Annotated in this window: 22 protein-coding genes and 1 pseudogene; 7 read left to right on the top strand and 16 right to left on the bottom strand. The window is 43.7% G+C overall.

Features of this window, described 5'->3' with window-relative positions; genetic code table 11:
• Window positions 1-264 precede the first annotated feature (264 nt).
• Complete coding sequence (locus AADZ70_RS18110) at window positions 265-2196, top strand: acyltransferase family protein (protein WP_045926859.1); 1932 nt, start codon at window positions 265-267, stop codon at window positions 2194-2196.
• A gap of 39 nt (window positions 2197-2235) precedes the next feature.
• Here AADZ70_RS18110 and AADZ70_RS18105 read toward each other — a convergent pair whose 3' ends face one another.
• The 8 genes from AADZ70_RS18105 to gutB form a co-directional block, all read right to left on the bottom strand.
• A complete protein-coding gene (locus AADZ70_RS18105) occupies window positions 2236-3240 on the bottom strand; it encodes an SPFH domain-containing protein (RefSeq protein ID WP_016937049.1) in 1005 nt (334 codons plus the stop codon).
• Between the two features lie 26 nt (window positions 3241-3266).
• Window positions 3267-4028 (bottom strand): TPM domain-containing protein, encoded by a 762-nt coding sequence (locus AADZ70_RS18100; protein ID WP_342007434.1) that lies wholly within the window; start codon window positions 4026-4028, stop codon window positions 3267-3269.
• Window positions 4028-5053 carry a TFIIB-type zinc ribbon-containing protein gene (locus tag AADZ70_RS18095; RefSeq protein WP_025649882.1) on the bottom strand — a complete coding sequence of 342 codons (1026 nt, stop codon included), beginning with the start codon at window positions 5051-5053 and terminating at the stop codon, window positions 4028-4030. Before AADZ70_RS18095 ends, AADZ70_RS18100 begins: the two co-directional genes overlap by 1 nt.
• 50 nt (window positions 5054-5103) lie before the next feature.
• Window positions 5104-5790: a PspA/IM30 family protein gene (locus tag AADZ70_RS18090; RefSeq protein ID WP_016937052.1), complete on the bottom strand. Its 687-nt coding sequence runs from the start codon at window positions 5788-5790 to the stop codon at window positions 5104-5106.
• A 118-nt stretch (window positions 5791-5908) separates the two neighbouring features.
• Window positions 5909-6223, bottom strand: a complete 315-nt coding sequence (locus AADZ70_RS18085; RefSeq protein WP_342007433.1) for a DUF4306 domain-containing protein — start codon at window positions 6221-6223, stop codon at window positions 5909-5911.
• A 233-nt stretch (window positions 6224-6456) separates the two neighbouring features.
• Window positions 6457-7419, bottom strand: coding sequence for a carbohydrate kinase (locus tag AADZ70_RS18080; RefSeq protein ID WP_342007432.1), 963 nt, complete (start codon window positions 7417-7419; stop codon window positions 6457-6459).
• A 101-nt stretch (window positions 7420-7520) separates the two neighbouring features.
• Entirely contained in the window at window positions 7521-8897 is a 1377-nt protein-coding gene (locus AADZ70_RS18075; RefSeq protein WP_342007431.1) for an MFS transporter, read from the bottom strand.
• A gap of 74 nt (window positions 8898-8971) precedes the next feature.
• The gene (gene gutB, locus AADZ70_RS18070) at window positions 8972-10033 is read right to left on the bottom strand and encodes a sorbitol dehydrogenase (RefSeq protein ID WP_342007430.1); all 1062 of its coding nucleotides are present in this window, start codon (window positions 10031-10033) and stop codon (window positions 8972-8974) included.
• 200 nt (window positions 10034-10233) lie between these two features.
• Between gutB and AADZ70_RS18065 the strand changes: the two genes are divergently transcribed.
• The gene (locus AADZ70_RS18065; RefSeq protein ID WP_342007429.1) at window positions 10234-12711 is read left to right on the top strand and encodes an NB-ARC domain-containing protein; all 2478 of its coding nucleotides are present in this window, start codon (window positions 10234-10236) and stop codon (window positions 12709-12711) included.
• Window positions 12712-12908: 197 nt separating this feature from the next.
• Here AADZ70_RS18065 and AADZ70_RS18060 read toward each other — a convergent pair whose 3' ends face one another.
• Window positions 12909-13298, bottom strand: coding sequence for a hypothetical protein (locus AADZ70_RS18060; protein ID WP_016937058.1), 390 nt, complete (start codon window positions 13296-13298; stop codon window positions 12909-12911).
• 482 nt (window positions 13299-13780) lie between these two features.
• Window positions 13781-14353 carry a hypothetical protein gene (locus AADZ70_RS18055; RefSeq protein WP_016937059.1) on the bottom strand — a complete coding sequence of 191 codons (573 nt, stop codon included), beginning with the start codon at window positions 14351-14353 and terminating at the stop codon, window positions 13781-13783.
• A gap of 224 nt (window positions 14354-14577) precedes the next feature.
• Between AADZ70_RS18055 and AADZ70_RS18050 the strand changes: the two genes are divergently transcribed.
• The 3 genes and pseudogenes from AADZ70_RS18050 to AADZ70_RS18040 form a co-directional block, all read left to right on the top strand.
• Window positions 14578-14991: a PLAT/LH2 domain-containing protein gene (locus AADZ70_RS18050; RefSeq protein ID WP_016937060.1), complete on the top strand. Its 414-nt coding sequence runs from the start codon at window positions 14578-14580 to the stop codon at window positions 14989-14991.
• Between the two features lie 2 nt (window positions 14992-14993).
• The gene (locus AADZ70_RS18045) at window positions 14994-15380 is read left to right on the top strand and encodes a PLAT/LH2 domain-containing protein (protein ID WP_016937061.1); all 387 of its coding nucleotides are present in this window, start codon (window positions 14994-14996) and stop codon (window positions 15378-15380) included.
• A 974-nt stretch (window positions 15381-16354) separates the two neighbouring features.
• Window positions 16355-16658 (top strand): annotated as a pseudogene (locus AADZ70_RS18040) (tyrosine-type recombinase/integrase); the annotation flags it as partial.
• A 103-nt stretch (window positions 16659-16761) separates the two neighbouring features.
• Here the strand turns inward: AADZ70_RS18040 and groL are convergent.
• Entirely contained in the window at window positions 16762-18399 is a 1638-nt protein-coding gene (groL, locus tag AADZ70_RS18035) for a chaperonin GroEL (RefSeq protein ID WP_095241919.1), read from the bottom strand.
• 41 nt (window positions 18400-18440) lie between these two features.
• Entirely contained in the window at window positions 18441-18725 is a 285-nt protein-coding gene (groES, locus tag AADZ70_RS18030; protein WP_003155970.1) for a co-chaperone GroES, read from the bottom strand.
• 236 nt (window positions 18726-18961) lie between these two features.
• Between groES and AADZ70_RS18025 the strand changes: the two genes are divergently transcribed.
• Window positions 18962-19696, top strand: a complete 735-nt coding sequence (locus tag AADZ70_RS18025) for a type II CAAX endopeptidase family protein (RefSeq protein WP_060963432.1) — start codon at window positions 18962-18964, stop codon at window positions 19694-19696.
• Complete coding sequence (locus AADZ70_RS18020; protein ID WP_003155975.1) at window positions 19693-19884, top strand: YdiK family protein; 192 nt, start codon at window positions 19693-19695, stop codon at window positions 19882-19884. Before AADZ70_RS18025 ends, AADZ70_RS18020 begins: the two co-directional genes overlap by 4 nt.
• A gap of 38 nt (window positions 19885-19922) precedes the next feature.
• Here AADZ70_RS18020 and tatC read toward each other — a convergent pair whose 3' ends face one another.
• The 4 genes from tatC to moaC are packed head-to-tail and all read right to left on the bottom strand — an operon-like array spanning window position 19923 to window position 22036.
• A complete protein-coding gene (gene tatC / locus AADZ70_RS18015; RefSeq protein WP_095241917.1) occupies window positions 19923-20684 on the bottom strand; it encodes a twin-arginine translocase subunit TatC in 762 nt (253 codons plus the stop codon).
• Between the two features lie 6 nt (window positions 20685-20690).
• Window positions 20691-20861 carry a twin-arginine translocase TatA/TatE family subunit gene (locus AADZ70_RS18010; RefSeq protein ID WP_003155981.1) on the bottom strand — a complete coding sequence of 57 codons (171 nt, stop codon included), beginning with the start codon at window positions 20859-20861 and terminating at the stop codon, window positions 20691-20693.
• An 18-nt stretch (window positions 20862-20879) separates the two neighbouring features.
• The gene (locus AADZ70_RS18005; protein WP_016937064.1) at window positions 20880-21527 is read right to left on the bottom strand and encodes a redox-sensing transcriptional repressor Rex; all 648 of its coding nucleotides are present in this window, start codon (window positions 21525-21527) and stop codon (window positions 20880-20882) included.
• Window positions 21524-22036, bottom strand: coding sequence for a cyclic pyranopterin monophosphate synthase MoaC (gene moaC, locus AADZ70_RS18000; RefSeq protein WP_003155986.1), 513 nt, complete (start codon window positions 22034-22036; stop codon window positions 21524-21526). Before moaC ends, AADZ70_RS18005 begins: the two co-directional genes overlap by 4 nt.
• Window positions 22037-22057: the final 21 nt, after the last annotated feature.

The following is a 22057-nucleotide window of genomic DNA, read 5'->3' as shown; positions in this document are numbered from 1 at the left end:
AGAAAAAAATCCATGATATCCGCAGATCATGGATTTTTTCTTTTTCCCGCAACAGCCATTGCGCAAGGGAACCCTTTCATATAACAGACGCCGGACAGGGGCAGAAAAGTTTAAGAGAATCAGAACATTTCATTCATTTTTTCTGAAACAAAATCCCCTTCGGAATGCGTCTATTTAACGGAACAAATGGAAGACTGTACAGAAATCTGCCATAGCCAACCGCAAAACAGCGAGAATTTCCGCACACATTATTGGAGGAATACCATGTCAGACAAGTCACTGCACCACCGCTATATTCCCGGACTGGATGGACTTCGCGCCTTTGCCGTCCTCGCCGTGATCGCCTATCACCTGAATTTTAATTGGGCAGACGGCGGTTTCATTGGTGTTGATATCTTTTTTGTTTTATCGGGATATTTAATTACATCCATTATATTGCCTGCCCAAGGCAATAACATCACCCTTGATTTGCGTGATTTTTGGGTGCGCCGGATCAGACGGCTTCTGCCGGCGGCTTATCTCATGATTATCACGACAGTCATTTGGGTCGTACTGTTTAACAGCGAGCTCCTGCATACCGTACGAGGAGATGCGGTCTCCTCACTTTTTTACATAAGCAATTGGTGGTTTATCTTTCATAAACTTTCTTATTTCGACAGCTTCGGCTCCCCTTCGCCATTAAAAAACCTGTGGTCGCTGGCGATTGAAGAACAGTTTTATATCTTATGGCCCTTTTTGCTGCTTGCGGGAATGTACATATGTAAAACACGGGCCCGGCTTGCAGCCGCGGTCATGTTCCTCGCCTTATGCTCAGCAGTCGTAATGAGTATGATGTATGTGCCCGGCGGAGATCCGAGCCGCGTTTATTACGGGACGGACACCCGTTCATTTGAATTGCTGATCGGCTGCGCTTTAGCTTTAGTATGGCCGATGAAACGATTATCTTCCAAACGGCTGCCGAGCAGCATGAAACATCTGCTTCACGGGGCAGAGCTTGCCGCCTTTGCCGCACTGGTGCTTTGCGTCTTTTACACGGATGAATATGAACCCTTCCTGTACAAAGGCGGCATGCTTTTGATCAGCATCACCGCAGCGGTTCTTGTCGCATGTATATGCCATCCGAGCAGCTTTATAGGATATGTCCTTTCATGGAAGCCGCTTCGCTGGATCGGAACGAGATCATACGGAATCTATCTTTGGCATTACCCGGTTATCGTGCTGAGCACCCCGGTGCAGGAAATCGGAAATCCGGTTTATTGGCATTGCGCCGTCAGAATCGGCGCCACTTTCATTTTGGCCGAGCTTTCTTATCATTTCATTGAGAAGCCGATCCGCTCTGCAGGCTTCCGGCCATTTTTACGCCGCGTGTTTCTGAACCGCTTTTTGGAATGGAAGACGTCCTCTGTCATCAGCAGAATGTCGCTCGGCCTCATTCTTGCCGCCATTCTCGTATTTGCGGGCGGGCTGTCAGGGATAGCCGAAGAGAAAAAACAGCCGCAATGGACGTACGCGCAAAGCGAGCAGCAAGAAACAGCCGCCTCTTCGCACAAAACGGCCGATCACGATCAGCCTGCTAAAGAAGAGGACAGCAAGAAAAAACACGGCGGCGAAAAAACGGATACCGCATCAGACAACAACAAGAAAAAACCAACAGGCAAATCAGATACGAAGAAGACGAAAGACAAAAAGGAACAGTCATCTCAAAAAACGGCTGACCCAAAACAAGCACAGCCTCAGCAAGACGTGCTGGCCATCGGTGACTCGGTGATGCTGGACATTGCGTCATACCTGCGGCAGTCCCTTCCTCATGTCACCATCGACGGAAAGGTAGGAAGACAAGTCTCTCAAGCACTCCGGCTCACTTCGGAATATGCGTCATTTAATCAGCCGAATAAAGCGGTCATCATCGAGTTAGGGACGAACGGCTATTTCACAAACAGCCAAATTGAATCACTGATCAGCTCCTTCTCAAAAGCCGATATCTATCTTGTCAACACGCGTGTACCGCGGCAGTGGGAAAGCAAAGTAAACGAATCATTGCGCCAGCAGGCCGAGTCACGCAAAAATGTGACCCTTGTCGATTGGCACGCAAAAGCATTGCAGCACCCTGAATACTTCACACCGGACGGCGTCCATCTCATACCTGAGGGATCAAAAGCGCTGACATCCCTCATCGTCCAAACAATGAAATCATGACAAAAAAAGAGGCCAAAAAAGGCCTCTTTTTCGTATATGTCAGGCAAGCTTCTGTCCGCAATTCGGGCAAAAATTCGCGCCTTCCGTTTTCGTTCCGCAGTTCGGACAAAATTTCGGCTTAGCCGCCCCTTCTGAGCCGTTTGCCTGCGCCGTCCCCTGATTTTGCTGACTTTGATTCTGCTGCGGCTGGTTCTGCTGATTTTGATTCATTTGGTTCATCATTTGATTGGCCATATTCATTCCCATCATCATGCCCGCCATGTCAGAGGCAGCACCGCTTCCGCTCATTTTGCCGGATGACATTCCGTCCGTCATGGAAATCTGCTGATAGCGGTTCACATCGCCCACCATACCGTAAGAAGCGTTTTTCGTAATCATATCCTGAACTTCCTGCGGATAGTTAAAGCTCATAATATTGAAGCCCGTAATCGACATCCCGTCTCCGATCAGCTGCATATCAAGATCTTCTTGAATCCCTTTTCCGATTTCAAATGAATTCGACTGCAGATTGAACATGTCTTTTCCTTCTTTTGTGATCCATTTCATCAAAAGCTGGTCGAGAATAGACGTAATCCGGATTTTAATGTCATCCACTAAATAGCTGTCCTTGACACCCGCAATCTTATCAATCAATCCGATGTAGTCAATGACCTTGAAGTTAAATGTGCCGTTTGCGCGGATGGGCATACCGCCAGGCATTCCCGCCGCCGGAATGTTAATGGCGTTTTTCGTGCCCCACTTCACGGTGAACTCCTTCGTATTCACAAACAGCACTTCAGCCCGCATGCCGCTGTTAAAGCCAAACTTAAATCCTTTTAATGTCGATAGAAACGGAATGATTTCTGATTCGATATCATAATCGCCGTCATCACGGAAAATCCCTTCAATCTTCCCGTTGTATAAAAAGATGGCATCCTGTCCCGGCCGGATGATCAGACGGCTGCCTTTTTTAATTTCACGGTTGTTCCATTTATAGAAAACCATGTCGTCTCTGAATTCTTCCCATTCCACCACATTTGCTAACTGATTTCTGAAAAAGCCCATGTATGTTCAAATCCTTTACGTTAAATTTAAAAGCTTCCCTTGCTTCCGCTGTAAGACGTGCCGCCCCTCGTGACTCCGCCGTCATTGTCATTATCTTTGTCAGGCTTTCTTTCCCTTGTCACGTCCGTTCGGATATATGTGTCGTGCTGGTCCAGCACTTCAGACGTATCGTGATCCATATACGTGCTTCCGGTGACGGTGACCCTGCCGCCGGAATTGTACACCATCACGGTGACGGCGATACCGGCTGCGGCTGCGGCGATAATCAGCTGAAACCACCATGTGAGCAGCAGATTGTCAGACTTGCTGTCCGGGCTTTTCCCCATATCTTTATAAGACATTTTAATGTAGGTCTTAAATGCCTTTTCATAATGACCTGCGGAAATGTCTGACGAAATCGTATTCCTGATCGTATTCAGCCGGCTGCTGTTCAAATACGTCTCAGCCTTTTTATACCCGGAGATAAATACTTCCCGATCCTTCATATCAATGGTCAATATCGCCGTGCTTCCGCTAAAATGACTGTCATAAAAATCACCGGCATACTGCTCGATGTCCTTACCGCCCGTTCCGTTTGCGGTAAGAATGATAAAATCGGTATGGCGCTTTGCCCCGAGCTTCCCCGCCAATTCCTCAAGTTTCTTCGTTTCATCCTTCGTTAATAAATGAGCATTGTCATAAACATATTGCTTCTGTTCCGCAGCAGACGCTGTTGTATGTAAAGAAAAAGACAGCATCAGAAAAAGGACGAAGCACAAGAGACACGCTTTTTTTATTGATCCTCTCATCAAAAACCGCCTCCTATCATAAGTGAGACGAGTCTTAATGCTAAAAACGCACCGGCAGTAATGCCGCCGAACCACGCAGCCACTTTTCCGGCACTGATCGGCGGTTTGCCGACAACCTTGCCCGTCTGCCCGTTCATCGCAAAAATGTGCTCAGTCCGCTCATAATCGTAGCTGACCATCCAGACCGGAAGCAGCACGTAAAAGCTGCTGATCTTATCCGTCTGAATCTGTTCATCCGTTATGTCAGCCGTCGTATAGCCGGAGAAGGTGGATCTGATATAAGAATCAATATAATGGCTGATTTTATCCTTCGCCCGCGGAAAGAGATCGTCATCGGTATAATTGTACTTTTCCGCTATATAGCCAGCTAAATAAGCCGTATTAAACTCCTTCAGCTCACTGTAAGCGTAAGGCTCCAATTTGTCCATTAATTCATCATTCATTTTTTCTGAAGCGTCGACCGGAATTTTGAGATAATCGAGATTGATATCACGATACGCGTTGTAATATTCGGTCTCCGTCACCCGGTATTCTCCATCATCATAATGATGCACTCTCGTACAAACGGCATTGACCTGAACCTTGCTGTTTAAGTCAAACATCCAAAACGGCACATACATACCGGTTATGCTCTTCACCCGATCGGCAGTCATAAATCCCCTCGGTGTCAGCCGGCCGTTTCGGCACCACTTTTTAAAAGCGCTCATGGCCTCTTCTTTACTGATCGTAAAAGGAATCACCATGGAAGGCGCGAGATTTCCCGATAACCGGTCGGCGAGAACGGCGGCTCCTCCGCAAAATCCGCACGTCGTGGCCGTCGTTTCCGCCTCAGTCATCAGAACCGCGCCGCAGTTCTCACAGCGGTACTCGTTCGCCTCATTTTCGGAAAATCTCGTCGTAATATACTCCTTTGGCAGGCTTTCAATCTGATCCTGCCGCCCGCAGCTGTGACATGTCAGCATGCCGGATGAACTGTCAAAGACCATATCATCTCCGCAGTTCGGGCATTTATAAGAAATGATCATTCTGTTTCTCTCACTTTCTCTTTATATCGGACAAAGCTGGAGCCCGCTTTCTATTGGTCTTTACTGAAAAGCATTTTCTGCTTGAGCGCCGCCAGTTCATCATCAACACTGCTTTGATTGCTGTCATATTTAGCTGTCAGCTCGTCAATATCGTCTTTCGGAGACGCGTTCAGCTCAGCCATCGCATTGGCATGATCAAGCGCCCGGTTGACCTTGTCTTCCATTCTGCCGAAAGCGGTCAGCGATTGGCCCGCATTTGACACAGAGGACCCCAGTTTATTCATTCTTTCCTGTGTTTTCGCCACAGACCACTTCGCTTTGATGGCATTTCGCCGCGACTCAAGCTCACCGATATCAGCAACAAGCTTGTCATGCATCTTGCGCATTTGAGACGCGTTGGAAGAAGCGAGCTGATAAGCCGTTTGCAGCTCAGTCAGTCTTGATTCAACAGCCGCTTTCCTTTCCAAAAATGTCCGCGCATCGGTTTCATTTCCTGCCTGTAAAGCTTTCATCGCGTAGCTTTCCATCTTTTCGGCATCGGCCTGACATTCCGTCAACGCTCTTTTTGCCCGCTGTTCCTCAGCCATGACAGAAGCCGTCTCCGCCTTCACTTTTCCTAAATCACTGTTCAGATTCCGCAAATATTGATCAACCATTTTCTCAGGGTTTTCAGCTTTATCCAGCAACGCATTGATATTGCTTGACATAATGTCTTTAAATCTTCCTAAAATACTCATTTTTCATTTTCCTCCTAAAGTTAAATAGTAACAAGTTCACAGTTATATATACTGATTTTTTTCGAAAAAAGTTTCATTTTCTCATGAATTTATGTATTTTTATATGAAAATAGTCTTATTAAACCCATTTTTGCCGGCGGATATTCTTCATAACCAAATACAGTGAAAACAAAAAATAAATAAACAGCCCGATCATCAATCCGCTCACTAACGGATAATGCTTAGCAGAATACACAAAGAAATCCAGCTGTGATATCTGCTCGGGCCTTGTAATTGTATCCGTCCCATTCAGCAGCTTTGAAAATTTAGCCGTATAATTCCAATCAAACGAATCAGTAACAAGCTCACTCCCCTGATACCAATTCACAGCAGCGAGACAGAAAAAACAAAAAACAGAAAACGCGCATTGCACAATAAGAAAAATTTGTTTCATGAATATTCCTCCGCAGTCCAATATTTAAAGACCGTCACCCTGTACATGACGGCAGCAGCAGAAACTTGGTTTTACTCGGGATCTGATAAAAACGTTATTGTATGTACTTCACAATGGTTCAATTTACTGGATATCTCTATAGAGTATACCGTATATCGAAAAGGGTTTCAGTCCTAAATAAAAAAGGATGCTTCCCGGAAGTCCGATGACTTTCAAGAAACACCCTCCATATTTTAAAGTGATACTTCAACCTCTTTTAAGCTCGGCAAAGCATCGATCGCACCGATTTTGGTGCACACGAGCGCCCCTGCCTTATTGGCAAATGAGACAATATCACGCAGCTTCGCAAAATCAGCGGCTGCCGTCTGAATCTCATCAATGCGCGCCAGCTGATACAGCGCCGCTCCGACAAACGCATCTCCCGCTCCCGTTGAATCTATTGATGTCACCTGAATACTCGGAATGATGTCAAGGTCCTTTCCATTTGAAAGAAGGGTTCCGCTTTTTCCGAGTGTCACCGCCACAATGCCGGCCCCGATCTCGTGAAGGATCGCAACACCTTCTTTATGATCCTTCGCACCGCTGATGATCTCAAGCTCCTCATCACTGACTTTCACAAAATCACTTACGGCAATTGCTTTTTTTGCGGTGTTTATAAACTCTGAAACTCTTCCCTTCCATAAATCCTCCCGGTAGTTAGGATCGAAGGAAACAAACTGTCCATTGTCTTTCGCAATCGACATCAGCCGTAAATAGGCTGAGCAAAACGGATCTGATAACAGTGCCGTCGCTGAGCCGAAATGAAGGATTTTCGCATCGTTTACCTTTTCCTGATCAATATCCTCAAGCGTCAACAAAGCGTCGGCTCCTCTGTTAAACACAAAGTCGCGCTCCCCATTTTGTTTTAATGAAACAAACGCCAGCGTTGTAGGCGCTTTCTCATCCATGACGAGCATAGAGGTGTCGACGTGTACGGCGTCTAATGTCTGCTTCAAAAAATACCCGAACGGATCCTTGCCTGTTTTTCCGCTGAAAGCCGCGTCTCCGCCCAGTTTGGCAATCGCTGCCGACACATTCGCCGGTGCCCCGCCGGCACTTTTTAAGAAATTGCGCCCTTCCGTCAAATCAACATCCACATCGGTACAAAAGAAATCAATTAATAATTCTCCAATACAAATAACAGATTGGCTTCCCACATTATCACACTCATTTATCAATTCTCGATTATAGTTTCAGTATAGTGCTTTCTGTCATAAATACAACCGTTTACATTGAATATTTTAAATTTTACATATACTTATCTTGCAGCTCTTTGCTCCAGATCAGACATCATCTGCTGATATTTTTTTTCAGTTAAAGGATAAAAAGAAATAAGAATAATGGACAGCAGAATGAACAATCCCGGAATGAGCGCATTCATATTTTTAATCGCATTCAATGACGATGCCGCCTGTTCGGTATTCGCGGCATACCCGGCGATTCCGAGATAAATGGCCGAAAATGACCCGGCTAACGCAACTCCGAGCTTATTGATAAAACTCATGCTCGATATCACCACACCATCAGCCCGGACCCCGGTTTTCCATTCCGCATAATCGACACAATCGGCAACCATTCCCCAAGCAAGGGTATTCAAAGGCGTCGTGAAAAATCCAGAAACGAAAAGCCAAAAGAAAATAAGCGGAATCGAGGAATACGATGTAAACTGAAGGCCCGCATAAGAAATCAGCGATAGCGCCGCCGTAATGATCATGACCTGCTTCCGGCCCCGCTTCTCAGCAAAGAAAGGAATAAACAGATTGCTGATCAGCGCCGCTCCGAAAAACAATACGGTTCCTAAAAACACAAATTCCTTATGGCTGACGTTATACGTAAAATAGTACACCATCGTGCTGAGCTTAATGTTAAACCCGATCGCAAACGCTAAAAATGAAGAGACCAAAATAAGCAAAGGCTTATTACTGAACAAAACAGATAACGTTTTTTTCATTCCTTGTTTTTTTCTTTTTTCAGGCTGAACCCGCTCACGAACAGTAAAGAAACTGAACAGATTCAACGCGATGCTCACCGCCGCATAAATAAGCGCCGTCATCTGGAAACCAAACGCCTGGTTTTCCCCGCCGATGGCGTCCGCAAGCGGTGCCGCACAGGAAATCGATAACAGAATTCCGATATAAACCAAAATCATCCGTGTCGTCGTCAGAACCGTCCGTTCCTCCACGGAATTCGTCATCCGCCCCGTTAAGCTGTTGACCGGAATCGTCTGCATGCTGAAGGACATCCCAAGCAGAATATAGGTGATATACGCGTATACCATATTTCCCGTCTCGCCGAAATGAGGGGTCGTGAAGCATAAGAACGTAAATAGCGCAAAAGGAAACGCCACCCACAGCAGATACGGCCTTGCCTTTCCCCATCTAGTATTCGTCTTGTCTAAAATCACGCCCATAATCGGATCAAAAATAGCGTCGAGCACCCTTACGATCAGAAACAAAGCTGCAATAACCGCAGGCTTAATGCCGCCGACGTCTGTATAGTAGAATAATAAGTATGCGTTTACAAACTGAAAGATCACATTGTACGACATATCGCCGAACCCGTATCCGATCCGTTCCATCCAGGACAGGCCGCGATGTTTTGTCTTTATTGCCGCTGCTTTTTCTGTTTCAATCATCATATCCCACCCCAAGAATCCGTTTTCATTTTTTGATAAGCAAGAGGGAGAATGCAAAGATCCTCCCTGTTCAATCAGCGATTTGGATATACCATCACTTTTAAGCATTCATTTTTGTATTGAAAGGCGCGTTCCATCGCCTCCTGCGTCTTCTCAAGCGGATATTGGTCCGTTACAAGGTGCTTCGTGTCCACAATGCCGGAAGCAAGAAATTCAATTCCCTTCGGATACGTATTCGCATAACGGAAGATTCCGTATATATCAATCTCGTTATCTGCAATAAACGGCACATTGAGCGGAATCTCGTTCTGAGAAGGCAAACCGACAATCGCCAGTTTTCCGCCCCGGCGCACGGAAGCCAGTGCGGATTGCAATGCCGCCGGATTCCCCGCTGTTTCCCAGGCAGCATCAACTCCTCTTCCATTTGTGATCGTTTTAATCTCTTCAAGGGCATCCTGTGCACGAATATTGATGACATGAGTCGCACCCATTTTTTTCGCAGCTTCTAAGCGCAGCGGCTCTAAGTCAGTCACGATAATTGTGCCTGCCCCGTATGCTTTCGCTGCCGCAACAGCCATTAATCCAACAGGCCCCATTCCCATAATCGCAATTGTTGATCCGGGCTGAAGCTTCGTTCTCGCGGCTGCATGAATGCCGACAGAAAACGGTTCAATCAAAGCCGCATCTTCATAGGAAAGTGAATCCGGAATCGAAAAAACAAAGTCCTGACGCATTTTGATATATTGGACAAACGCGCCGTCTACCGGCGGCGTCGCCAAAAACTGTACATCCGGACAAAGGTTATAACGCCCCTCCTTGCACGCCTCACAGCGTCCGCATGTGACACCCGGTTCGACAGCGACCCGGTCTCCTATGTTAAATTGATCGACAGACGATCCGACGGCGGCAATTTCTCCCGCGCATTCATGACCGAGGATAAATGGTTTTTCCACTACATAATTGCCGATTCTGCCATTTGTATAGTAATGCAGATCAGATCCGCAAATTCCGACAGCCATCACCTTTATCAATACTTCATCCTGATTGATCTCAGGCACGGGCAATGTTTCGATTTTGATTTCTCTCGTGTTATGCATAACCGCCGCTTTCATGTTTTGAGGCACTGTGTGAGTCATTTGGCAAAATCCTTTCTCTGCTCTGAAATGTAAGTGCATACATTTTTGTTTTCTCTGTTACTGCCTCCATTTTATCTGCTTTTCAAGACGTGCAAAAGCCTTTCCTGCTGTATAAAAGGACAGCGGCACTGTACTTTTTATTTTTTCATATACAAAAAACACTGAATTGATAAAATAGTACTAATAGGAGGTGCAGGCTAATGGCTGAACTTGAAAACCGGACACAATTTGCAGAACTGCTGGCGCCTGCCGTCAAATCACTGAAACTTCATCCTGATTACAAAATCAAAAGGACAAAGAACGTAAAAACAGGACAGTCTTATATAGACAAAATTGCACTCCGATTAGGCGTATCCTCTAACACGATCAAAAGCTGGATCGGACAGATGGGCGCAAACTACATTCCCGGACGAATTGACGACGGTAAGCTGTTCGGCATGATCTGGATTATTATAGAAAAGACCGACATGGATCCTGAATGGCTGACCGGCCTCCTGGAAACCACCACCATTCCCGTCATCAAACCCGCATTGCCCGTTTGGACGGCGTCTTGTCTAAAAAAAGCAAAAATACGCCGGAAAGACGGATCATTCGGAGCGCCGACTGATGAAGATGTTGAAAAAGCAGTGAAGCGGCTGTTTCATGACAGACCAAGCCATGAAACGAATGCGCTTACAGAACAGTCCGTCACGCATAACTTACCGTCACGCCGGACCGGGAACTTTATCGGCCGCGGCTTTGATATAGAAGCGATCCGGCAATGGATGCTTTCTCCGTCACCTGTCTGTTTAATCACAGGCTGGGCCGGCATGGGAAAAACAACGATCGCTCTTGAAGCAGCCTGCCTTTGTGCCGGCGGTTCACCAAATTGGCCGGCATTCAACAGCATCATCTGGATCAGCGCTGACTGGAAAGGATTAAGCTTCAGCGATTTTTTAAACACGATTGCCTACCAGCTCGGACGCACCGAACAAATCGACAAATCCATCAACGAAAAAAGGTTCGTCGTCCGCAATGCATTAGCCGCTCATTCAAATGAAAAACCCGTGCTGCTGATCGTTGACGGCATTGATACAGCGGAACGTGACATTCACGAATTTATCATCGGCCTTCCGCAAGGCGTAAAAGTCCTCCTTACGGCACGGGAAAACGTAAAACAGACATACCGGGACGGCCTCGGAGAACTGGCGGCCATCCAGCTGAGCGGTCTTGAACAAACGGATGCCCTTGATTTTTTCCATCAAGAAGTGCACCGCTGTCTGCAAACATGCAATCTCCCGCATAAACGGGAAAAGCTGGAGCAGCTGTTGCAGCTATCGCCTGACCTTAAGAATGAATTTGTCTCGGCAGCCGCCGGCAACCCGAAGGCCATGGCACTCAGCATTGCATACATGTCAGACGACGACATCCCCGCTCCCCAGCTCATTCAAGAGCTTAAACAAGCGGGTTACTCATTATTGGAATTGTTTGAGGTTCTCTTTGGCCGCACATGGGACAGATGTCATGAAGACACACGGAAACTATGGCAGACGCTTTGCTTTTTCGCTAAGCCCCCTGACGAAAAAAGCTTGGCTCAAGCGGCCGGATTAGACGCCCGCCGTTTTCATTACGCGATTGAGCAAATGCGATCATATGCTTTAATACAGCCGGAACGAAGCGAAGGAAGAATTCAATACGCAGCCCATCAAACCGTTGTCGCTTACGGAGAACAGCACTTATCCGAAAATCATGATTTTGCAAAAGAAGCCCGAAGCCGCTGGGCGCATTATTATATGGATTATGCGGAAACCCATATAAAACGGGAACAGCCGAATTCCATCTATTGGAGCTATCTGCTGGGACGGAATTTAGAGCTAATGAAAAAAGAATGGCCGAATATCCTAAAGGTCATCGAATGGTCGAGCATAACCGGACAACATGAAATTCTAATCGAGCTCATCATCCGTATCAGCCATTTTCTAAGCAGAATCAGCCTGCCCCTGCGAATCGAATACGGATTAAAAGCCGCCGATGCCGCCCATCAATCAGGCGAACACACACGGGAAGCCTACTTCAGGATCGACACGGCAGGCTGGGCGCTGATGGAAGTCAACGATTCAGACGGAGCTCTCAGGCAAATAGAAGCCGGCCTGAAGATACTCGAACAATCAGGCGCGCCGGATCACGATGACTTAAAAGTATGGGGAACTGCCCTGCAATCGAGGCTGCTGTTAAAAACCGGAGAACCGGACAAAGCGGCAGCAATGCTGGACGGCATCAAAGATCAGCCCGTCTCGCCCATTATCCGGCACAGGGTTCTTCTGGTCCGCGGCGACCTGAGTTTCGCCCGCTCTCACTATGAAGAAGCCATCACATTATACGAAGCGGCAAACACAACCAGCGCCGCATACGGCGGCGAAAAAACGATAGAAGCCTATTTTAACCTGGGCATGGCTTACGTCAAGTGTGATCAACTCGAAAAAGCGGAAAAAGCCTTTAAACAGATGCTCTATGACAAACACAACGCCAATCAAGTTGAATTGATCTACTATCATTACGGAATGGCACAGCTGTTGTACCGAAAAGGAGAGAAAACGAAAGCAATAGAATCGAATCAGAAAGCCATTCGTCTGATTGATTCGTGGGAGCCTGGGATTGGGATTCGGGGTGAGGTGGGGCAAATGGATATTCTCATTTAAAAGACAACTACATTGCGGCTAGCGGTACGAGCTTTGAAAAACACTCATGACCTTGTTGTTTTTAAAGATAAAAAGGTATCTTAATCAATACAGTAAATTGATTAAGATACCTTGATTGAAAAATTAATATTTCACAGAAAACAAATTTCTAAAGTTAAACTTTTTAACAACAAGAGGTTAATACTTATACAGCCGTATTAATGCTGTACTGTAATATAATGTTTTAGTTCACCTGACCAATATCTTCCTCCCCAATCCTGTCCAACTTGCACATCATACTTACCTGCAGGAAGATTTTTCGTTGAAAAACTCACACGAAAATTACGTGAACCAATACTATGCGAAATATCTTTTCTGGCAAATACTTTACCTTTATTATTTAATATAATTACTGAAAAGCCATTCTCTAAGTCCCTAGCCAAAGTACCCGTAACCACAATGGAAGTGGCACTTTTCGTATATGTATTAGCATCTGTTTTAAATTTGATTGTACCTTTCGAATCCATAGCTAAGGCTTCTGACCCGCCTGCGAAAATGGCAACACCCAAAAGCACTGCTGTAAACAGGGTCATTACTAACTTTTTCATCTTTAGAATTCCTCTTTTCTTTTTAATATTTTAAATCCACAATTATAATAACATATTTTCCTAAAAAAAACAGAGGCTTTTCCATATCTTTCTTCTAAGAAGTGAATAAGTATGATAGAAATTTATTAATAATAATGCAAATTTAAGGTTCTTGTGAAATGAAGCTTAAAATTTGAAGTATCAGATCTATAAAACCTTTGCCAAGGTGCCCTTCCAAGCGCCCAATGAATATGGGGTAGAAAACACAATGTGAATAACAGCATGATAAGTGACACTATCCCTAAATATTTCCTCATGTTTCCCCCCTTTCTCTTTCCTTCCATACTATTAAACAAGACTATTCTAATACCCTTGAACTGCATTTAAAATTGGCTTAGTGTTATTATTTAATAAAGATCTGTGCAATGAAAACTCTTTCTGTCCGATATACCCTTAAGTATTCCTAATCAACATTATGCTGGTGAGTTCAAATATTTCTTAATTCAAACTCTAGTTCTTCTGCTCTTTTTCAAAATCCAAACAAGTAATGCAATAAAAATGATGTTAATTATAAACGCAGAAATAACATAAGTTTCATCTGAAACGCCAATATACTTCCCTTTCGATTCTAAGAGATTCCTTACTTGCTTACTCCATAAAGAACCATTCAGCGAACTATCGTCTGCTCCAAATGTAATTTGTGCTGTTTCCTTATTGCTGTTTGTAATATTAACACCATAAAATACTGTATACCTATTGTTATAAAAGATAGGCATATAAGAATAGTCAGAAACTAAAGGCTTTACCTTTTTGGCAGGTAATGCTACGTACAAAATCGCAGAATAATTACCTACCCCAGTTTCAAATTGCTCTGCTTTAATAAGCTTCGTGTTTGAAGGTAGATCAATATTATAAAAATGCTCAAAAATTTGAATATCTTCTTCCGAAAAATCTGTTAATTGGTAGTAATGCGGATCAATAATACATTTATGAAAATACCATCCATTAAACAATAAAAAACAGGCACTTATTAAAATTACTAATACTCCCTTATATATAATCTTTAACTGTATCACAATGATATGCGCCCCCATAGCATGCCTTATAACGCTTTTGCCTTGAAAATAAATGATAAAAATAAAAAAGGGGCCTCTCACAAGTTCATTAAACTTGTGAGGAGGCCTTAATATAGTGTTACACCTGACAAACCCTCATAAACCAAGGGGAACATTTGTATATATACTTTAAAAAAAGTACATACTAAAATTATAACATTTATGTATTGGAGGAAATGATAATAATGGGATATTATGTTGATTTTAAAACCGGTACAGTAAAAGATTCTGGTACTGATGCTACTGTAACTCTTGTCATACAGGACGAACAAAATAAACCACATCGTTTTGAAATTTCTGATACCAATGGTAACTGTTTTGAATCAGGGAGTTATACTAGTTTTTCACTTCACCCTGCCAATGATTTAGGTAACATTAATACAATTAACGTTTCACATGATAATACTGGAACGAATCCCGGCTGGTATCTAGAATTTGTTATCATTCGAAAAGATGGTGAATATTGGTCATTCCCTTATTCAGGTTGGATTTCTCAAAATACATCTCTTTCCATTTCACTCGAAAAATTCCCATTACCTTTATCCTCTAATACTATAATTAAAGAAATACCAAAACCAAAAGAGGAAGGACTTTCATAATAATGGGACTATATTATGTTGATTTTAGAACTAGTACAGTAAAAGATTCTGGTACTGATGCTCCCATAACTCTTATCATACATGATGAACAACATAAACCACATTGGTTTAAACTTTTTGATCCCAAAGGTAACTATTTTGAATCAGGAAGTTTTACAAGTTTTGAAATTGAAACTATTAATGATTTAGGTTCAATTCCTTTGATTAAAATTTGGCATGATCAAACAGGAACCAATCCTTATTGGAATTTAGAATTTGTTAGCATTCGAACAGATTCTAGTTTTTGGTTATTTCCGCATTATGATTGGCTTGAAAAATCAACTACAATAACACCAATATCATGTGGAATTAAGACATCTGGTGATATTAAAGAATTTCCAATTACCTAAAATTAATAATAATTTAATAAGTACACTTATTTTAAATATCCTTTTTATATTTCTAGATCTTGTACCTGACGCTTGGATTGTTTTCCTAATCCCACCGACATATTGGAAGAACGACATCTACCTTATCTGCTCAACATTCTTATCGATCCCAATTCAAGACATTTTCATCCAAGGGTCCAGGTATCAAAACGCGAAAAATTCACTCTAAGATTTTGTTTAGAAGATCTTGAGTTTCTGAACACCTTGTCGCTAAAGGATATAAACGTTTCCCTCCTATTTAGATGTCCAATAACTCATCTACTTCTAAATATAACCGCCAAAATTTAAACGATGAGAGCTTTTTTTAATCTTAAATATCTTCAGACCATAACTTCATGTGGATGACCCCAACGCGTTTCAGTTGAATTTGTCTACATATTCCTGAGTTTTTCATAACAGAATCAGTTCCCCTATTGTCACACATTTGAAACATCATTTCAAAATTTAAGGTAAAAATATGGTGTCCTTAGATCTTTTCAACTTGGGCAAATTGCAGAAATTGCTCAAAAAAGCCACTGAGTTTGCAGACTCATTGGGGCTTTTTGGATATTATCTAAACTTAAATAAATATATAAGTTTAAATGTCATTTTGTCATGAAAACCTATAAAACGTGATCATAATTAACTTTTTAATATATGACAAAACTTTGACATGATCGTCATATCGATTCATCTAAAAATATACATTTATTTAACGAATAATCATTTAATGTGAAAAAGTTATATTTTATTCCAATCACTTTTTCGCAATGAAATCCCTCTTCCGTATGCATATACCAAAAGTTGTCCTTGTTTCTCTTAAGCCTGGGATTTGTCGTAGAATATGATTGGTTTCAGGAGAATTTTTTAGACATATTGCTTTTGTTTAATAGATATTCGCGCCAGATTTCTAATGAGCATACTTTCTCTCTTAAAGATGAAACAGCGAGTGTTAATATCAGGATTCAGGTTTTATCTTTGCAGACAACATTGGTTATCCGATAGTGATGAAACTAGTAGCGATCCGACTCCAAAGGTTACTTAGAAAGCTTGAGATTAATAAGCATATTACTCCTCATAGCTTCCGACACATGCACACCTCTCTTCTTTTAGAAGCCGGAGCCGGCTTGAGAGAGACTCAAGAACGACTTGGGTCATTCAGACATTAATACAACCATGAATATCTATGCTCACATGACCAAAAATATAGAAGAAAAGACCTCTCATAAGTTCAGTGAACTTACAAAAGGCCTTCTCTAATGAGTGATATTCAGTTATAAAAATAACCGAAGTTAACAAAAAGTTAGCAAATCATGTTTCAAAACCTCATAAACCCTCTACGATCAAGGGTTATAGGCGATGATTACATCATGCCGCCCATACCGCCCATGCCGCCCATATCAGGCATACCAGCACCGCCGCCGGCGTTTTCTTCCGGTTTGTCAGCGACAACGGCTTCAGTTGTTAAGAGCATTGCTGCTACAGACGCTGCGTTTTGCAGAGCAGAACGCGTAACTTTTGTCGGGTCAACGATACCTTTTTCGATCATGTTTACCCATTCGCCGGTTGCAGCGTTGAAGCCTACGCCGATTTTTTCGTTTTTGAGGCGCTCAACGATGACAGATCCTTCAAGACCTGCATTGTGTGCGATTTGGCGAATTGGCTCTTCAAGCGCGCGAAGCACGATGTTGATACCTGTTTGCGCATCGCCTTCAGCTTCAACTGCAGCGACTTTGTTATATACGTTTACAAGCGCTGTACCACCGCCGGATACGATGCCTTCTTCAACAGCTGCGCGCGTTGAGTTCAGGGCGTCTTCGATGCGAAGTTTACGCTCTTTCAGCTCAGTTTCAGTCGCAGCGCCGACTTTGATGACAGCTACGCCGCCGGCAAGTTTCGCCAGACGCTCTTGTAATTTTTCTCTGTCGAATTCAGAAGTAGTTTCTTCCACTTGAGCGCGGATTTGGTTGACGCGTGCAGCGATTTTTTCAGTGTCGCCGGCGCCTTCTACGATTGTTGTGTTTTCTTTCGTTACCACAACTTTAGAAGCGCGTCCCAATTGTCCGATTTCAGTAGATTTCAGGTCAAGGCCTAAATCTTCTGTGATTACTTCTCCGCCTGTAAGAACGGAAATGTCTTCAAGCATTGCTTTACGGCGGTCACCGAAGCCAGGAGCTTTAACGGCAACAGCGTTGAATGTGCCGCGAAGTTTGTTGACAACGAGTGTAGCAAGAGCTTCACCTTCAACATCTTCAGCGATCAGAAGCAATGGTTTGCCTTGCTGTACAACTTGCTCAAGCACAGGAAGGATTTCTTGGATGTTTGTGATTTTTTTGTCTGTGATTAAGATGTAAGGATTATCAAGAACCGCTTCCATCTTATCAGAGTCAGTCACCATGTAAGGAGATGCATATCCGCGGTCGAATTGCATACCTTCCACAACTTCAAGCTCAGTTGTGAAGCCTTTAGACTCTTCGATTGTGATGACGCCGTCGTTTCCTACGCGCTCCATTGCTTCAGCGATAAGGCTTCCGACTTCCTCATCAGCAGCAGAGATCGCAGCAACCTGAGCGATAGACTCTTTGCCTTCGATCGGCTTAGAAATTTCTTTTAAGTTTTCGATTGCAACAGTTACGGCTTGTTCCATACCTTTACGCACGCCGACAGGGTTTGCTCCTGCAGTTACGTTTTTCAGGCCTTCACGGATCATAGCCTGCGCAAGAACTGTTGCAGTTGTTGTACCGTCACCGGCAACGTCGTTTGTTTTGCTGGCTACTTCAGCTACAAGCTTCGCACCCATGTTTTCAAACGCGTCTTCAAGTTCAATTTCTTTTGCGATTGTCACACCGTCATTTGTAATTAACGGAGAACCGAATTTTTTCTCCAGAACCACGTTGCGTCCTTTTGGCCCTAAAGTTACTTTTACAGCGTCAGCAAGCGCATCGACACCGCGAAGCATAGCGCGGCGTGCTTCTTCACTAAACTTAATATCTTTTGCCATGTTAACGAAACCTCCTCGAATTTTTAAAAGTATTTATTTGCTTAGCCGATAACAGCTAAAATGTCGCTTTCACGTAAGATTAAGTATTCAGTACCTTCGTATTTCACTTCAGTACCGGCGTATTTTGAGAAGATAATGCGGTCGCCCTCTTTTACTTCTAAAGCAACGCGCTCTCCGCTTTCCAACACGCGACCTGAACCGGCTGCCACGATTTTGCCTTCTTGCGGCTTTTCTTTTGCAGAATCCGGTAATACGATTCCGCTGGCAGTTTTTTCTTCAGATTCTACGAGTTCAATGACAACGCGATCACCTAATGGCTTTAACAATGTAATAACCTCCTCAATAGTATGAATATGTAATTTTAGCACTCAGCTCTAAAGAGTGCTAACACAATTATTATAATAAAGAATCTCACTTCCAATTTCAAGTCATAAGAATAAAAAATTTTCACGCTTACATCATTCTCTCTTACACCGATTTTCTCCTTTTTTCACGTCTGGTTCACTTGTGTTACAATAAGAACAAATAAGTTGATTTTATAGGATAAAGGAGTACATATCATTTGAGAAAACAGTATTGGTATATCATTTTGACATACGTTATCATGCAGCTTTCCGCATTGATCGGCATTCCTTTAATGTACAAATTCGGCTATGCGGGCGGGCATCCTACGAATGCGAATCTCACCATGGCTCAAGGGATTTATTCCGTCGTAAGCTTTTTTATCTGCCTGATTATCGTTCTCTTGATTTTGAGAACCGCGCCGAAGCAGACATTAAGAAACGGGAAGAAAGCATCCGCCGGCATGTCCGTTCTCTGGGCGGTCGCGGGAATATGGCTCGCTTTATTTTCTCAGGGTATCGCCGGAATGATTGAGCAGTATGTCTTTCACGTGAACAGCGGTTCTGAAAACACGAAAGCCATTCTCAACATTATTAAAGCCATGCCGCTCATGATTATCGTTTCTTCTATCGTCGGGCCGATTCTTGAAGAAATCATTTTCCGGAAGATCATCTTCGGTGTATTATATGAAAAAACGAATTTCTTTTTCGCCGGACTGATCAGTTCCGTCATTTTCGGCATTGTGCACCAGGACCTCACACACCTGCTGCTATATACGGCCATGGGCTTTACCTTTGCGTTCTTGTATGTGCAGACGAAACGGATTATTGTGCCGATATTCGCCCATGTCATGATGAATACCATTGTCGTGGTCATGCAGCTCGGCCCCGCCCAAAAATATATTGAACAGCATAGTGAACAAATGCAATTAATTATTGGAGGATTGTTTGTATGAGGAACCCAATGACTTGGGGCTTGATTTATTTCGCAGTCGGCTGTATCTTTACGTATTTGGCCGCAAGCTCGCCGGGAAGCATGTGGTCTTTTTATTCCATACTGCTGATGGTTTTCGCCGCTTATAATATCAGCATCTCGTTTAAAATGTTCGCTTTCTCATTTAAAGTGAAGAAAAATCAAAAATAAAAGAAAAGCCATTTCTCATCTTGGAGAAATGGCTTTTTTTATGCTGATACGTCCTGATCGGATTCACTGCTGCCGGTCTGCCTTTTCCGGTACGCCGCTTTTGAGATAAGGATACTGATCTCATATAAAATGCAAAGCGGAATCGTAATCATCAAGTGAGACAGCAGCTCAGGCGGCGCAATCATCGCGGCGATCACGAGCAGCACAAAATACGCGTACTTCCTGATCTTCGATAAAAACATCGGTGTGACAACCCCGAGCCTCGTTAAAAACATGATCAGCACCGGCATCTGAAACAGCAGCCCGAACGGAATCGTCAGCTGCAGCAGAAAATGAAAGTACTCGCTGATTCCGATCACCTGATTGACATCCAAGTCATTCGAGACCCGCTTCATAAAATCAACGACCAGCGGAAATAAAATATAATAAGAAAATGACACACCGCCGACAAACAGCACGATCGAAATCGGAATATAGCTGAGTGTTACTTTGCGCTCCTTCTCATACAGCCCCGGGCTGACAAACGCCCAAATCTGATAGAGAATAATCGGCGAAGTCAAAATGATGCCGATAATAAACGCGAACTGCAAAAAGATAAACAGCGGATCCGTCAGGTTAAAAGCATTAAGGGTGAGCTCTTTTACTTCATCGGCTTTTTGAAGATACACAATGATAGGTTTTGCCAGAAAAAAGCCGGCAATAAAGAAAACCGTAAAGGATAACGCCACAATCAGCAATCGTTTCCGAAGTTCGGCAATATGCTCCACAAGCGTCATTTGATTCACTCTCATACGTGTCATCCTATCTTACTGTTCTTCTTTCTTTTTTTCCTCTTCTTCACCGGCTAATCCCTTAGTGGCGTTCTTAAATTCACGAAGCGTGTCCCCCGCGGCTTTTCCTAACTCGGGAAGCTTCTTCGGACCGAAAATAATCACCGCCACCACACCGATAACAGCCAGGCTTCCAGGACCGATCATGTGCAGCTCCTCCTTTCGTTATTCAATTTCTTCCAAAACAGAATAATGCTTTAAGAAATAAACCAATGATTGAAGCTCTACAGCTAAATCTATATGATGAATTCGAATGTGATCCGGCACATTCAAACGGGCCGGCGTAAAGTTAAGGATTCCCTTGATTCCGAGCGACACGAGCCGATCGGTGATTGACTGCGCGGCAACCGCCGGAACGGTAAGAATCGCCACGGGTTCATCCTTAATGTGAAGTTCTAAATCATTAAGATCATAGACAGGCACACCGCCTACCTCAGTTCCTATTTTACTCTGATTCACATCAAAAGCCATAGATATTTTTGTGTTATTATTTTTTGTGAAATTATAGTGAAGAAACGCCGTCCCTAAATTCCCGACACCGATCAAAATGACGTTTGTCGTTTCATCCTGATCCAGTGTTTTTCTGAAAAATGACAGCAGGTAATCCACATTATAGCCGTATCCTTTTTTGCCGAGCGCCCCGAAATAGGAAAAATCCCGGCGGATCGTGGCCGAATCGACTTTTACCGCATCGCTCAGTTCAGCAGATGAAACGCGCTGCTTTCCTGACGCGTGTAAATTCTTTAAAAAGCGGTAATAAAGCGGCAGCCGTTTTGCTGTCGCCTGCGGAATTTTTGATTGATCCTTGTTCATGATTGGTCCTCCACTTTATACTCAGATGCATCTCTTTTAAAATCACCGTTTTTGCCTCCCGTTTTTTCCATGAGGCAGGTCGGGCCGATGACCATTCCTTTATCCAGTGCCTTGCACATGTCGTAAACGGTCAAAGCACAGACTGAAGCGGAAGTTAGCGCTTCCATTTCCACACCTGTACTCCCTTTCGTTTTTACGCTTGCCTGTATATGAAGAACGGCTTCGGAATCCTTTTCCTCCCAGCCGAATGAAATGTCGACGCTGCTTAAAGAAAGCGGGTGGCACATCGGGATAATCGCTGAGGTCTGCTTTGCAGCCATGATTCCGGCCACCTGTGCGACAGCCAGTACGTCTCCTTTTCCGATCTCTCGGTTTTTGATTCTGCTGTACACGTCATGCTTCATGTGTACGCTGGATATTGCAGCGGCAGTACGGACTGTTGAAGATTTATCGCTTATATCCACCATGCGGGCACGGCCTTCTTCATTAAAATGAGAAAATCCATTCATATTTAAACTCTCCTTACTTCT

Source organism: Bacillus sp. YBsi01, from assembly GCF_038406745.1.
GTDB lineage: Bacteria > Bacillota > Bacilli > Bacillales > Bacillaceae > Bacillus > Bacillus siamensis.
Note: the sequence above shows the minus strand (reverse complement) of the source record. Positions and strands in the feature narration are given on the sequence as shown.

Excerpts from the sequence above, each read along its gene's own strand:
- AADZ70_RS18110 (WP_045926859.1), top strand. The coding sequence starts at position 265 with ATGTCAGACAAGTCACTGCACCACCGCTATATTCCCGGACTGGATGGA.
- AADZ70_RS18105 (WP_016937049.1), bottom strand. The coding sequence starts at position 3,240 with ATGGGCTTTTTCAGAAATCAGTTAGCAAATGTGGTGGAATGGGAAGAA.
- AADZ70_RS18100 (WP_342007434.1), bottom strand. The coding sequence starts at position 4,028 with ATGAGAGGATCAATAAAAAAAGCGTGTCTCTTGTGCTTCGTCCTTTTT.
- AADZ70_RS18095 (WP_025649882.1), bottom strand. The coding sequence starts at position 5,053 with ATGATCATTTCTTATAAATGCCCGAACTGCGGAGATGATATGGTCTTT.
- AADZ70_RS18090 (WP_016937052.1), bottom strand. The coding sequence starts at position 5,790 with ATGAGTATTTTAGGAAGATTTAAAGACATTATGTCAAGCAATATCAAT.
- AADZ70_RS18085 (WP_342007433.1), bottom strand. The coding sequence starts at position 6,223 with ATGAAACAAATTTTTCTTATTGTGCAATGCGCGTTTTCTGTTTTTTGT.
- AADZ70_RS18075 (WP_342007431.1), bottom strand. The coding sequence starts at position 8,897 with ATGATTGAAACAGAAAAAGCAGCGGCAATAAAGACAAAACATCGCGGC.
- gutB (WP_342007430.1), bottom strand. The coding sequence starts at position 10,033 with ATGACTCACACAGTGCCTCAAAACATGAAAGCGGCGGTTATGCATAAC.
- AADZ70_RS18065 (WP_342007429.1), top strand. The coding sequence starts at position 10,234 with ATGGCTGAACTTGAAAACCGGACACAATTTGCAGAACTGCTGGCGCCT.
- AADZ70_RS18060 (WP_016937058.1), bottom strand. The coding sequence starts at position 13,298 with ATGAAAAAGTTAGTAATGACCCTGTTTACAGCAGTGCTTTTGGGTGTT.
- AADZ70_RS18050 (WP_016937060.1), top strand. The coding sequence starts at position 14,578 with ATGGGATATTATGTTGATTTTAAAACCGGTACAGTAAAAGATTCTGGT.
- AADZ70_RS18045 (WP_016937061.1), top strand. The coding sequence starts at position 14,994 with ATGGGACTATATTATGTTGATTTTAGAACTAGTACAGTAAAAGATTCT.
- groL (WP_095241919.1), bottom strand. The coding sequence starts at position 18,399 with ATGGCAAAAGATATTAAGTTTAGTGAAGAAGCACGCCGCGCTATGCTT.
- AADZ70_RS18020 (WP_003155975.1), top strand. The coding sequence starts at position 19,693 with ATGAGGAACCCAATGACTTGGGGCTTGATTTATTTCGCAGTCGGCTGT.
- tatC (WP_095241917.1), bottom strand. The coding sequence starts at position 20,684 with ATGACACGTATGAGAGTGAATCAAATGACGCTTGTGGAGCATATTGCC.
- AADZ70_RS18010 (WP_003155981.1), bottom strand. The coding sequence starts at position 20,861 with ATGATCGGTCCTGGAAGCCTGGCTGTTATCGGTGTGGTGGCGGTGATT.
- AADZ70_RS18005 (WP_016937064.1), bottom strand. The coding sequence starts at position 21,527 with ATGAACAAGGATCAATCAAAAATTCCGCAGGCGACAGCAAAACGGCTG.
- moaC (WP_003155986.1), bottom strand. The coding sequence starts at position 22,036 with ATGAATGGATTTTCTCATTTTAATGAAGAAGGCCGTGCCCGCATGGTG.